Annotated in this window: 13 protein-coding genes and 1 tRNA gene; 3 read left to right on the plus strand and 11 right to left on the minus strand. The window is 56.6% G+C overall.

From position 1 onward, the window contains the following. The 3 genes from HMPREF2724_RS12750 to HMPREF2724_RS00625 all read right to left on the minus strand — a co-directional run. On the minus strand, window positions 1-194 hold a 194-nt coding region (locus HMPREF2724_RS12750), incomplete at its 3' end, for a hypothetical protein (protein WP_168164859.1). A 399-nt stretch (window positions 195-593) separates the two neighbouring features. Continuing rightward, the gene (locus tag HMPREF2724_RS00620; protein ID WP_062035529.1) at window positions 594-1,421 is read right to left on the minus strand and encodes a Bax inhibitor-1/YccA family protein; all 828 of its coding nucleotides are present in this window, start codon (window positions 1,419-1,421) and stop codon (window positions 594-596) included. Window positions 1,422-1,653: 232 nt separating this feature from the next. Continuing rightward, window positions 1,654-2,028 (minus strand): PH domain-containing protein, encoded by a 375-nt coding sequence (locus HMPREF2724_RS00625; protein ID WP_062035530.1) that lies wholly within the window; start codon window positions 2,026-2,028, stop codon window positions 1,654-1,656. Between the two features lie 569 nt (window positions 2,029-2,597). Between HMPREF2724_RS00625 and HMPREF2724_RS13385 the strand changes: the two genes are divergently transcribed. Continuing rightward, complete coding sequence (locus tag HMPREF2724_RS13385) at window positions 2,598-2,720, plus strand: hypothetical protein (RefSeq protein ID WP_256366452.1); 123 nt, start codon at window positions 2,598-2,600, stop codon at window positions 2,718-2,720. Window positions 2,721-2,983: 263 nt separating this feature from the next. Here the strand turns inward: HMPREF2724_RS13385 and HMPREF2724_RS00630 are convergent. The 6 genes from HMPREF2724_RS00630 to HMPREF2724_RS00655 form a co-directional block, all read right to left on the minus strand. Next, window positions 2,984-3,057, minus strand: a tRNA-Leu gene (locus HMPREF2724_RS00630). A gap of 69 nt (window positions 3,058-3,126) precedes the next feature. Then, window positions 3,127-4,083 carry a Ppx/GppA phosphatase family protein gene (locus tag HMPREF2724_RS00635; RefSeq protein ID WP_062035531.1) on the minus strand — a complete coding sequence of 319 codons (957 nt, stop codon included), beginning with the start codon at window positions 4,081-4,083 and terminating at the stop codon, window positions 3,127-3,129. A 40-nt stretch (window positions 4,084-4,123) separates the two neighbouring features. After that, window positions 4,124-4,672, minus strand: a complete 549-nt coding sequence (locus HMPREF2724_RS00640; protein WP_062035532.1) for a DUF501 domain-containing protein — start codon at window positions 4,670-4,672, stop codon at window positions 4,124-4,126. 93 nt (window positions 4,673-4,765) lie between these two features. Continuing rightward, complete coding sequence (locus HMPREF2724_RS00645) at window positions 4,766-5,359, minus strand: septum formation initiator family protein (protein ID WP_070496865.1); 594 nt, start codon at window positions 5,357-5,359, stop codon at window positions 4,766-4,768. 178 nt (window positions 5,360-5,537) lie between these two features. After that, window positions 5,538-6,815, minus strand: coding sequence for a phosphopyruvate hydratase (eno, locus tag HMPREF2724_RS00650; RefSeq protein ID WP_061921551.1), 1,278 nt, complete (start codon window positions 6,813-6,815; stop codon window positions 5,538-5,540). A 142-nt stretch (window positions 6,816-6,957) separates the two neighbouring features. Then, complete coding sequence (locus HMPREF2724_RS00655; protein ID WP_070586710.1) at window positions 6,958-7,749, minus strand: lysozyme family protein; 792 nt, start codon at window positions 7,747-7,749, stop codon at window positions 6,958-6,960. 203 nt (window positions 7,750-7,952) lie between these two features. On the opposite strand from HMPREF2724_RS00655, the gene HMPREF2724_RS00660 reads away from it, so the two are divergent. After that, window positions 7,953-8,396: a hypothetical protein gene (locus tag HMPREF2724_RS00660; RefSeq protein WP_061921545.1), complete on the plus strand. Its 444-nt coding sequence runs from the start codon at window positions 7,953-7,955 to the stop codon at window positions 8,394-8,396. A gap of 22 nt (window positions 8,397-8,418) precedes the next feature. Here the strand turns inward: HMPREF2724_RS00660 and HMPREF2724_RS00665 are convergent, their stop codons facing one another. After that, window positions 8,419-9,045: a MazG nucleotide pyrophosphohydrolase domain-containing protein gene (locus HMPREF2724_RS00665; protein WP_061921542.1), complete on the minus strand. Its 627-nt coding sequence runs from the start codon at window positions 9,043-9,045 to the stop codon at window positions 8,419-8,421. 82 nt (window positions 9,046-9,127) lie between these two features. Here HMPREF2724_RS00665 and HMPREF2724_RS00670 point away from each other — a divergent pair, with 82 nt between their 5' ends. Next, entirely contained in the window at window positions 9,128-10,627 is a 1,500-nt protein-coding gene (locus HMPREF2724_RS00670) for an amino acid permease (RefSeq protein WP_070586711.1), read from the plus strand. A 102-nt stretch (window positions 10,628-10,729) separates the two neighbouring features. Here the strand turns inward: HMPREF2724_RS00670 and HMPREF2724_RS00675 are convergent. Further along, on the minus strand, window positions 10,730-11,545 hold an 816-nt coding region (locus HMPREF2724_RS00675; RefSeq protein ID WP_371440773.1), incomplete at its 5' end, for a TRCF domain-containing protein.

Genomic DNA, 11,545 nt, shown 5'->3' on the forward strand with positions numbered 1-11,545 from the left:
GTAGCCTCCACAGCATCCCCCGGATTGTCGGCGTTTTCTGCCGCCTTGTCCATACTTGTGCCGTAGGTGTCCCCAGCCTCTTTTACGGTATCTGGTTGGTTTTCCTTCGCGCTCCATGGAGCAAGGTCTATAGCGCAGCCCGTCAGCACCCCCATGCTGACAATCAGCGCTACAACCATCCCCTGCTGCTTCATGACTACCCTTCATCAGACTTCAATGACGAGCCGGAGGCCGCTGTTGTGGCTGCTAGCCGCTGGCTGCCTCCCGAAAATAGGATGCACGAATCTGCGCATCCTGTCGCGCCAAGATATGAATTGGGTCAAATTCGGGGCGTCTTCTACGGTATAAAGATGCCTTGCCTAAACCTCAAAATGGGAAAATATTTCCTGCTCAAATCATATGAAAAGGCTGTAAAAGAGTTGGAAGAACCATAAACTCTCAACCATTTATCGATTCCCCCATTTCTACACCCGAATTACAAAAGTGTGAGTTATCAAACTTAAGCCTCCAGTTGCGCAGAAAAGAACCCCCAGCCGCCAAGGACTCACCCTGGAGGCTGAGGGCTAAGTAAAGCTGTTTAATCCAGAACGTCGTTAGCGGTTCTGGAAGTAGGACAGCAGGCGCAGAATCTCGGTGTAGAGCCAGACCAGGGTCACGGTCAGGCCAAGGGCTACGCCCCAAGCGGTCTTGCTCGGTGCACCCATGCGGATCAGACGATCAGCATGGTCGAAGTCCGTCAAGAAAGACATTGCAGCCAAGACAATGCAGACCAGGGAGAAGATGATGGAGATAATGCCACCATCGCGCAGCGGGTTGAAGTCGAAGAAAATTGCGGTCAGGAAGTTGCCCAGTGCCAGAACAGCCACACCTGCAATCAGACCAAACATAATCTTGTTGAACTTCGGAGTGACCTTAACCGCGCCGGTCTTGTAAACGACGAGCATGCCGATGAAGACGCCAACGGTACCCATGATTGCCTGACCGATCAGAGCCATGCCATCGGAGCCAGCAACATTGACACCAGCGAAAAGCAGCGAGAAACCGCCGACGAACAGTCCGTCGAGAAGCGCATAGGAGATGGTCAGAGGCGCAGAGCCAAACTTCTTACTGAAAGCTGCGATTAGGGTAACGACAAAGCTACCGATGCCGCCCACGATGGTCAGAATCAGCGAAAGACCGTAGCTCACCTGAACACCGATGAAGAAGTTGACGACGGCCATGACGATCAGCACAGCAAGCGTGATGCCCGTCTTCGTAACGACGTCGTCAACAGTCATCGGACGCTCGGCAGACTGGCCACTGCCCTGCTGATCAAACGGGTTTACGTTTTGGTTGGCAGCATACGGATTGTTTCCACCGTACTGCGAAGTCGAACCCTGACTCTTGGTCAGAGTGTTCATTACCGGATTGCTAGAACGCATTAAATTCCCGATTCCTTTCACTGGATTAGTCGCTGGGGTCAACGGGCCCAGCCTAACAGCATCAACTAACTGAGGGGCTGGAGGATTATTTGAAGATTTCACTAAGTGAAACGCTTTTGATTCGAATTAAGTTCCCGAAGCAAAGCCTTTCGCTGAACTATTGAAAAATCAGCTACCTTCGAAGCACCCAGCGGCTATCTCTCCAGATGCGGTGGAATTTAGGCTCCTCCGCTTAATACGAGCTATTTAGAACGCAATGCGCAATTAGATTATCGATACGGCGGACATCAATCTTTTTGCCCAACTTAATCTTGAGATACCCCGCTCGCGTCCACAGCTCGACTTCCGCATTGAAATCAATTCTTCCCGCATTTTCAGTGGACCACATGTTGATAGCGGAGTAAGGAATTGAGTAGATTTCTACCTTCTTGCCGGTCAACCCCTGCGCATCGCGGATAATAAGGCGCTTTGAGGTAAAGATCGCAGAGTCACGGAAAGTCTTATACGCAGCATGCGGCTGTTCACCCGCAATCAGCAATTCCGTAACATCGTTTGGGATTGGGACTTCTTCAAAGAAAGTCCACTCAGTAATAGGAGCGGTCTCCATTTTCTTCCTTGCTTTTGAAAGGACCAATAATTTGTGAATCGGCGGAGCTATCCCCATAAGAGGTCACGTAACCGCCTCGTCTAACTCTAATAGCGGTTACATGACATTTTCCGAGAAAACTAGTTCACCCACCGCAATTTCGTTTCCATAGCGGCACACTTGTCCCGACGACGACAATCAGACAGCAAAAACCTATAAACGAGTCCAGCAATGCCGCGACTGACCATCGAAATTTCGAACCAGGCGATATGCGAAATCTTCTCAAAAGAAGATGATGCGCTATATGTTTTTGGCCACTACTCCTCTTTCAGTGCCGCCAAAGTTTTCAATCGTTCTTGGCTACTAATCGTGACCGCTTCTCGCGGTCTCATTCGGGTTCACTCAAGGACTTGAGACCTTGGCTTTCTTTCTCACCGCTCTCCAAAGGAGTCTTGCAATGACTACTCCAACCACTGGTCCAGAAGACACTGGATTCCAGAACAGCCCTCAGATGGCGTGGCCAGCGCAAAGCGCGGCGACGCCTGCCGAGACTCCAAAAGGCCGCAACACTCGGCATCATCGCGGTAATCATGTTCATCGCAGTGATTGGCTCCAGCATCAATGAGGCAACCGGCGGCGACACCACTGTCTCCAACAATGCGGATGGCGAGTCCGCAGATGGCCATACCGTCACGGGTTTGAGTGAACCCTAGCTTTAGGCTCGGCCTTTCAAGGCCCAGCCTTTCGCGTTCTTTCTGGGTTTCTAGATGGCAAATCCGCTTGTTATGAGTCGTGACAGCTGTAAACGTCGCTGCCAGCTGAGGAATGGAGTTTGTCATCTAGTTTTACCGTCTGGGTATGTGCCGTCAGCGGCCCTTGAGCGTGTGCCTGCAGCTGCCGCAAGCCCACGACCAAGGCATAAACAAAAGCCTCAAGACACCATCCAAAAGGAATGATGCCTCGAGACCTCACACGGTGCCCCCACTGGGACTCGAACCCAGACTGAATTGATTTTAAGTCAACTGCCTCTGCCGATTGGGCTATGGGGGCTTGGTGCGGTTCTATTTTAAGCCACCCCGTCAGCACTGCTGCGCAATAGGGTGGCTTCAGTGCGAATCGCTAGAGGTCAGCGGCGATGCCGGCGACGATTCCGTCGAGGATATCCTTCTCGCTGATAAAGAATGAAGAGGCGTCGCTGTTGCGCTCAATCATCTTGATGATGCCCTCGACAGCCACCGAGCCACCGCCGATTACGTCAGCGCGGCCTGGGTGGATGACTGGGTTGAGCGCACGGGTAGCCGAAGGCTTCCCCATCAGCTGGCGCGTGAGCACTCGCAGCGCATCAAAACGCAGCTCCGAGCCATGGATTGCATCGGGGTCATAGCTTTCCAGGCCTTGTGCCAAAGCAGACAGCGTGGTGAAGGTACCCGCGCAGCCAACGAAAGTCTTGGCCGAGGAAATCGGCACAATCTTTTCAACTTCCTGCATGCGCTCTTCCACGTAATCTTCCGCGATTTCGATCTCAGAATCCGTTGGAGGATCTGTGCGCATGATGCGCTCTGTCAGGCGCACGCAGCCCATCTGCGCGGAATGCGCGCCGAGAATGTCACCGTCGATAGTTCCGACGACGAATTCCGTCGAGCCGCCGCCTAAGTCGATAACGCAGTATGGCCCGCGCTCAGAACGCAGGTCTGCCACTGCCCCCTTGAAGGACAGCAGAGCTTCTTCTTCACCGGTGATGACCTCAGCCTTGGCACCGGATTCGATCTGGCCCAGCAGCTGCGCCGTCATTTCGAAGAACTCGTCCTGGTTCTTCGCATCGCGGGTAGCAGACGTTGCCACCATGCGTACGCGCTGAACCTTCTCAAACTTCATCTGCTTTACGTAGCCCTCCAGCGCCACGCGGGTGCGCTCAAGGGCCTCTGGTGCAAACTCGCCCGTGGCATCTACGCCCTGCCCCAGACGCACGATTTCCATGGTGCGGACGATATCGCGAATCTTGCCGTCAGCTTGTACTTCACTAATGAGCAGACGAATCGAGTTGGTGCCGCAATCCACCGCAGCGACGCGAGTCATGTAATACCTGCCTTCTTGGTCTCAGCCTTACCTGGAAATACTATTCAGCGTTAGAGAAATCGAACTGGCTCAGATCAATGCCCAGGTCGTTGACGCTCGGCCAGTCCTCCGGAATTGCGGTACCGCGCAAGCGACCATGGTCCGCAGCCATCGCCACCGCTTCGGTGCCTAGACGGAAATGCTGTGGTCCTTCAGCCAGCGCATAAGCAATCAGCACGTGCAGGCACTTCACGCGATCTGGCATACCCCCACCTGAGAAAGTGGTACCTAGGTCTTCAATAGCGTTGCGCTTTTCCAAGAAGTACTCATGGGCACGCTCGTAATCTTCTGCCAGCTCTTTATCTTCAGCTAGGCGGGCCTCCATCCACTTCATCACGTGCGCAACCTCAAGGCGGGAAGCCTCAGCGGTAAGACGTGGGTCGGTCAGATAGTACAACGTAGGAAATGGAGTTCCATCCGGTAGCTTCGGCGCCGTCTTCACCACAGCCGGCTGGCCATCTGGAGTGCGGTAAGCGATGTCGAGCACTCCGCGGGGCGCGCGGCCGAGTTGCTCTTTAACGATTTCTAGGTCTGCATCATTGACGGTCATGGCAGCTATTGTCTCATGCCGCAGCGCATTTGCGGTGCATAGGATTCACCGCGCCTTCATAAAGGCTTTTAGCCGGGCTAATTACGGTACGCGTTACTGGGCAGCTGGCGGGTTTTCAGGGCCCGCGCTTGGCGACGCCGGGGTTACCGGCAGGCTGCCCGGGTTTGCGTTGGTCGAGCCCGTGGCGCTGACGTCTTCATCTTCTGCGATGGAGCCCCACAGGATTTCGTACCACGGACGCTCATCGACGTCGTCAAGCTTGTTCGTGGTGACCGTGCTGTCCGGATTCATTCGGCGATCCATGATGCGATAAGCGGTCTCGCCCTCCGCGATGACGCCGAAGCGGCGGCGCGCTTCCTGCTCGAGGTAATCCTCCGACTTGTATTTATCGATCTCGTTGAGAAGCTCTTCTTTTTGGGCCTGCTTAGCAGCGATGGAATGTTGCAGGCGCGCAGTTTCAGAGCGTACGTGGTAGTAATTACGCAGCGGCACGGCGATGGTCAGCAACACGATGAGGACCACCACGAGGATGACGCTGAGACCAACAATGTCCATACGGCCCATGCGTTCGCCGCGTGCCTTCTGTGTTTTCTTGGCTTTGGCTGCAGCCTCTCGCTGGGTAGCAGCGCGCGAGACCACGGGGACGGTGGTCCGGGATTTCTTCGAAGTGTGGTTCTCGCGTGCCATAGGGTTTCTATCCTAGCGGCGCGAGCTTATTGAAACGGGTGACGCGCGTGTGAATGAAGTAAATTCTCACAAATTAAAAGGCCGCCTTCTCAAAGCCCCCGCCACCTACGTTTGAAAACCAAGGGTAGGTAGCGAGGGACCTTGAAGAGGCGACCTAACTAAAACCAGCGCGAGGGGTTTAGCCCTGGAAACGCGGGAACGCGGAGCGGCCTGCGTAGACTGCACCGGAGCCCAACTCCTGCTCGATGCGCAGCAGCTGGTTGTACTTAGCAACGCGCTCGGAACGAGCCGGGGCGCCGGTCTTGATCTGGCCACAGTTCAGAGCAACTGCGAGGTCAGCGATGGTGGTGTCCTCGGTCTCGCCGGAGCGGTGGGACATCATGGTGCGGTAGCCGTTGCGGTGCGCGAGCTCGACTGCGTCGAAGGTCTCGGTCAAGGTGCCGATCTGGTTGACCTTAACGAGCAGTGCGTTAGCAGCCTTCTTCTCGATGCCCTCGGCCAGGCGTGCCGGGTTGGTGACGAAGAAGTCGTCGCCAACAATCTGAACCTTGTCACCGATGGTCTCGGTGAGCTTGGTGTAGCCCTCCCAGTCATCTTCCTGCAGCGGATCCTCGATGGAGACGATTGGGTACTCGGAGATGAGCTCCTCGTAGACCTTGGCCATCTCCTCGGCGGTGTGCTCGCCGCCTTCGAAGTGGTACTTGCCATCCTTGAAGAACTCAGAGGAAGCAACGTCAAGAGCCAGGGCGATATCCTTGCCTGGCTCGAAGCCAGCCTTCTTGATTGCCTCGACGATGAGATCGAGTGCAGCCTTGGTGGACTCAGCCTCCGGAGCGAAGCCACCCTCGTCGCCCAGGCCGGTGGATAGGCCCTTGGACTTAATAACGGACTTCAGGGAGTGGTAAACCTCAGCACCCATGCGCAGTGCCTCAGCGAAGGACTCGGCGCCGATAGGTGCAATCATGAACTCCTGTACGTCAACACCGGAGTCAGCGTGTGCGCCGCCGTTGACGATGTTCATCATCGGAACCGGCAGGACGTGTGCGTTCGGGCCGCCGATGTAGCGGTAGAGCGGCAGGCCGGCGGACTCTGCAGCTGCCTTCGCGGTAGCGATGGAAACACCGAGGATTGCGTTTGCACCAAGGCGGGACTTGTTTTCGGTTCCATCGAGCGCGATAAGCGCCTGGTCGAGCAGGCGCTGATCGTCTGCCTCGAAGCCGGCGATCTCATCGACTATTTCCTCATTGATGTTTTCAACGGCCTTGAGAACGCCCTTGCCCAGGTAGCGGTCACCACCATCGCGAAGCTCATGAGCCTCGTGCACACCGGTGGAAGCACCGGAAGGGACGCCGGCTACGCCGCGTGCTCCGTCATCAAGGAAAACCTCGGCCTCGACGGTCGGGTTACCGCGAGAATCAAGAATCTCTCGAGCAAATACGTGGATGATGTCAGCCATGCTGCTTTCACTCCTATTGAGCCAAATTGATTTGATATGAGATTCGGGTTCCTTGCCCCAAATCACCTGAAGACAATTGTTCCAGAAAACTTCGGACGGTGTCGAGCACTATGTCACATACTTGCCTAAAAAGTTGGCTTTTCTAAGAAGAAGCAGGCTGCGGAATCGAATATGAGTTGGCAGCAGCGGCAACGCGTTCCAGATAGTCCCTGGACTGGTTGTAATTGAGGATGCCAGCCTCCCAGTCTTCAGACTTGTCCATGTTGCGCCCGCCGAAGCAAAGCAAGGCCGCCGCGCCGAGGGCGGCATCATCGATCTGATTGGGATCTGCTACTCCATCACCGTTGGCATCGCGGCCCACGTGGGACCACGAGGAAGGAATGAACTGCAACGGCCCGACGGCGCGATCAAACTCAGCGTCGCCATCGATTTGGCCATCATCCGTGTCCGGGGTATGAGCGGTACCGTTCGAGCCGTCGAGAGCAATGCCGATAATCGGCGGATCTGGGTACCCATTTTCATCCAGCTTGGAGGGGCGCAGCCAATTGCCGTTGTAGGTGCCATGGCGGGTTTCTACCCAACCCAGACCGGCCAGAGTATTCCATCGCAGGTTGCATTCAGGCCACGCATCGCGGGCGATGAGCTCGGCGTTGCCATAAGCACGTAGCGCCTGGCCGGAGATTCCTGTCTGCGATTCCAACTGGGAGGACCAATAAGAAAGCTTGTCCGCGGTGCGCCCTTCCGAATGAACGTCAATGTTAGGAACTTCCATGCCAGCAATCGGCGGCATCGCCTGCGGAACGGGCCGCAGCGGTTTCAAGGTTGCAGGCTTGCCTAGGGCAGAAAGCACCCAGCCCACAAGGGAACCCACAACGACGACAGCGAGGACTGCGGCCAGGCCGCAGCCCCCGAGTTTCCGCAGCCGCTTAGTCATAAGCGCCAATCATAATGACTCCCCTAGCCACTTCCCGAACTGACACTGCGGCCCCCACTTCCCTTTCAGAGATTTAACAGTAAGCAACAAGAAGTTATGTCAGATCTTTCACTACTGCACCATATTTAACATTTTGCGCTACAGTAACGAGGTCAGGTTTCACGCCTGTCCCTGCACCGCACACCTTAAAAAGGAGCCTTTCTATGTCCCTTCGCCGTTACGCCGCTACCGCCGTCGCAGCGCTTAGCCTTTCCCTCGCCGCCCCAGCTGCCGCACAGGCTCAAGACCTCAGCTTCTTGGGCGACCTTAACAATGTCGCCACGCAGCTCATTAGCGGCGCCGACTGCGGCACCGTTCGCACCACGCTGACTGTCATCGATCAAAACACCGAAGGCGTGCTCTTTAACGAGAACACCACCCGCAACCAGCTCGCTCACAACCTGCAGAACCTTGGCGGCAACGCGAACGCACAGGTCTCCCCGCTGACCATCGCTGCCGTGAAGTACTCCGGGCTAACCGCAGACCGCGCCCTAGCCTGCGGCATCGTCAAGCAGGACAACATCCTCACTGGCGGTACTGGCTTGTCCTCCAAGATCTCGGACTACGCTCCGATGCTCTCTTCCATGCTGAACCTACCGAAGCTCTAAGGAACTTCAGAAGAATTTCCGGCTAGTCCAAGGCCTGCGACTTTTCGCGGGCCTTTCCTTCTGCCCACAGCTGCTCCTGCCGCTCAATCGCAACAAGCTCATTCGTTCCATCAAAGAGATAGGGCGCGCGGGAGCGCAGCTTCGCCACGAAGGAATCCGCGACGTCGTCAAGCGTGAATGCTCCGCGCCGCGAGGCTAGCTCGGCGTGGAAGAGAACTTGTAGCAGGACGTCGCCAAGCTCGCCGCGCATATGCTCATCGCCGGCCTGGGAGCGCACCGATTCGGCAAATTCGGCGGATTCTTCGGCGAGATAAGGCAACAGACTTTCGTGAGTTTGGGCACGTTCCCACTCGCCAATCCGCACCGCTTGGGTCATTGCAGTACGCGCCTGAAACATCGGATCTTTGCGCGACTCTGCTTCGATGAGACGCTCGCCAGCTTCCAGCCTTGCAACGACTTCCGGCTCGTGCGCATCAGTGGAAACCAGCAGGCCAACGCCCAATGGGTCCTCTCCTTTTAGGAGATCGCTAAAGTTCCATCGCACGCGCACTGGAACCTCACCGGTGAAGCTAACAGGGCCCAAAAGCGCCCCATGTGCCTCCATCGGAATCAGCGTGGGCCAGCGTTCATCGAGCAACAGAACAGTCATGGCCACAAAGTATAGGGCAGTTTAGTAATCAGGTTTTAAATGCTGACTTCGCTCCGTGGCTTTTGCGGGGTATTTTAGTCGCATGACTTCCACTACTTCCTCCCCGGCGAACGCCGAGTCATCGAGTACTCACAAGGTGACTCTGTGGACTCTCGTCGCCTTGATTATCGGCTCCACCGTGGGCAGTGGAATATTCTCGCTCCCTCAAAACATCGCCTCGGTTGCAGGTCCCGGCGCAATGCTCATCGGTTGGCTCATCGCCGGCGTGGGCATGCTCTCTGTCGCGTTCGTGTTCCAGTACTTGGCGCACCGCAAGCCGCACCTCGACTCCGGCGTGTACTCCTACGCCCGCGCGGGCCTGGGTGATTTCATCGGCTTTACCGCAGGATGGGGTTACTGGATTGGCTCCGTAATCGCGCAGGTGGGGTATGCCACGCTCTTCTTTAACACCGTGGGCCACTATGTGCCGCTTTTCGACGCCGATCATCGCTGGGCCTCCGCCATCGCAGTGTCGGTAATGTCATGGGCCATTTTTGCAGTTTTGGCGCGCGGCATTAAGCAGGCCGCTGTGATGAACATGGTGACCTCGATTGCCAAGATCGTCCCTATCTTGGCTTTCGTAGTCTTCATCGTGTTCCTCGGCTTTAGCTGGGACAAGTTCACCTTTGATTTCTGGGGCAAGGACTCCGGCTCAACCGTCTCTGAGCAGATTCAGGGCATCATGCTCTACACCGTGTGGGTATTCATCGGTGTGGAGGGCGCCTCCGTCTACTCCAAGCAGGCCCGCTCCCGCAAGGACGTCGGCCGTGCCACCGTCATCGGTTTCTTCTCCGTGCTGGCGCTTTTGGTTTCGGTCTCCACCTTGTCATTCGGCGTGCTCTCCCAAGCTGAACTGGCAGTATTGCCGGATAACTCCATGGCTTCCGTATTAGAAGCTGTCGTCGGCCCATGGGGCGCGGCTTTTATCTCCATCGGCCTCTGCCTTTCGGTGCTGGGCGCTTACGTGTCTTGGCAGATGCTGTGTGCTGAGCCCATCGTAATGATGGCTACCGACGGCCTGCTGCCTCGCAAGATCGGCACCATCAACGTGGCCGGCGCCCCATGGGTAGCGCAGCTTATCTCCACCTCTGTTATCCAGGTCTTCATCATCGTCTTCTTCTTCAATGAGACTTCATATAACGCCATGGTGCAGCTGGCCACCATCATGTACCTGCTGCCTTATATCTTCACCTCGCTCTACCTACTTTTACTGGGTATCCGCGGCACGGGCCTTTCGCACCCGCACACAGGTGTGAAGTTCGATCTTTCGGGCCCGGAAATCTCGAAGCGGGAAAACCGCCGTCACATCGTCATTGGCGCCATCGCATTCGTTTACTCGCTGTGGCTTATCTACGCCGCCGACCTGGTTTATGTCTTGCTCGGTGCGCTCGCTGTTATTCCAGGTCTTATCCCTTACGTGGGAACGCGCCTGTACAAGAAGGAGCGAGTCTTCAACTCCTTCGAGTGGTGTGTCGTGGCCATCGTCTTCATCGGCGCAATCGCCGCTCTGTGGGGACTAGCAAGCGGCAAGCTCTCTCTTTAAGGATAACTGCATAGATAAAGACTCCCTACCGGCTCGGCTTCACGCTGGGCCCGTAGGGAGTACTTTTCTGCTAGGACAGTGCTCTGCAGGTGAAATAGGGTCTTACTGGCTTACAGAGATCACATTCTTCCCGCCGACCTTTGCGCCGGTGACATCGATCTTGTCCAGTTCGAACATGGCGGAAAAGAAATCCGCCATCCACTGCAGCAGCTCGATATCCCGCAACTTCGGGGAGGTGACGTTGCGGCCCGCCTTGGGGAACCCCAGCTGAATAGCCTTCGCCGCGGCGCGGTAATTGGAGCCCGGGTAAAGGCGCTTCAAGCGCACCTGCTTCGAATCCGCCAAATCCACCGGGTGGACCTTAATGCGCGTTCCCTGCACCGCGATATCGCCCACGCCTGCCCGGCGCGCCTGGTGACGCAGTCGAGCGACGGCCAGCAAACGGGTCACTGGCTCCGGCAGTGGGCCGTAGCGGTCCTCCATTTCTTCTACAGCTAACTGCAGATCGTTATTGTCCTTCGAGGCCGCGAGCTTGCGGTAAACCTCCAGGCGCAGGCGCTCGGAGTTGATGTAATCCTCAGGGATGTGGGCGTCGACTGGCAGGTCGATGCGGATCTCCTTCGGTCCCTCGTCGGTGGCCTTCGGAACCTCGCCACGGGCAAGGGCCTTGAAAGTCTCCACTGCCTCCCCGACCAAGCGGACATAAAGGTCGAAGCCGACACCCGCGATGTGGCCGGATTGCTGCGCGCCCAAGACGTTGCCGGCACCGCGCATCTCCAAGTCCTTCATCGCCACGGCCATGCCGGCGCCCAGATCATTGTTCTGGGCGATGGTAGCCAGGCGGTCATAGGAGGTCTCGGTCAGCGTGGCGCCCTTCGGATACAGGAAGTAAGCATAGCCGCGCTCACGGGAACGCCC

Origin of the sequence: Corynebacterium sp. HMSC071F07, assembly GCF_001810285.1 — a bacterium.
Taxonomy (GTDB): Bacteria; Actinomycetota; Actinomycetes; order Mycobacteriales; family Mycobacteriaceae; genus Corynebacterium; species Corynebacterium simulans.